1 protein-coding gene is annotated in these 536 nt (G+C 55.2%); it reads left to right on the top strand.

Annotation, left to right across the window (positions count from 1 at the left end):
• On the top strand, window positions 1-536 hold a 536-nt coding region (locus HMPREF2857_RS00950), incomplete at both ends, for an IS30 family transposase (RefSeq protein ID WP_141752717.1).

The following is a 536-nucleotide window of genomic DNA, read 5'->3' as shown; positions in this document are numbered from 1 at the left end:
GCCGAAACCACGTGGAAAACGCTGGACTCATGATGCCAATATTTCACTTCGCCCAGCCGAAGCCAATGATCGTGCGGTACCCGGTCATTGGGAAGGCGATTTGATTATTGGCGCAGATGGCACCAGTGCTTTAGCGACATTGGTGGAACGCCGCAGCAGGTTTGTGCTGCTCGGCAGACTCGGCACTGACCATACTGCCGCCAGTGTCAATGAGGTGATGGTACGGATGATTCGTCGGCTCAAAGAGTCGATGGACACCACGATTTCGACGTTGACCTGGGATCAGGGAGTGGAGTTTGCCAAACACACGGAGTTTTCTGTCGCGGAGAATATCCAGGTGTTTTTCGCCGATCCGCATTCGCCGTGGCAGCGAGGTAGCAATGAGCGGATGAACCGGGATATCCGGTTTTATTTCCCCAAAGGCACCAACTTTACCGATGTCACCGACCAAGAGGTCGCCGAGGCGGAAGCATTGCTGAATAACCGGCCACGGGTAGTGCTCGACGGGTTAACTCCCCGGGAGGTAATCTCTGGTG

Origin of the sequence: Corynebacterium sp. HMSC076C10 (assembly GCF_001812455.1) — a bacterium.
In the GTDB taxonomy this organism is placed as follows: domain Bacteria; phylum Actinomycetota; class Actinomycetes; order Mycobacteriales; family Mycobacteriaceae; genus Corynebacterium; species Corynebacterium jeikeium_D.
This window is presented reverse-complemented; position numbering and strand designations above follow the sequence as displayed.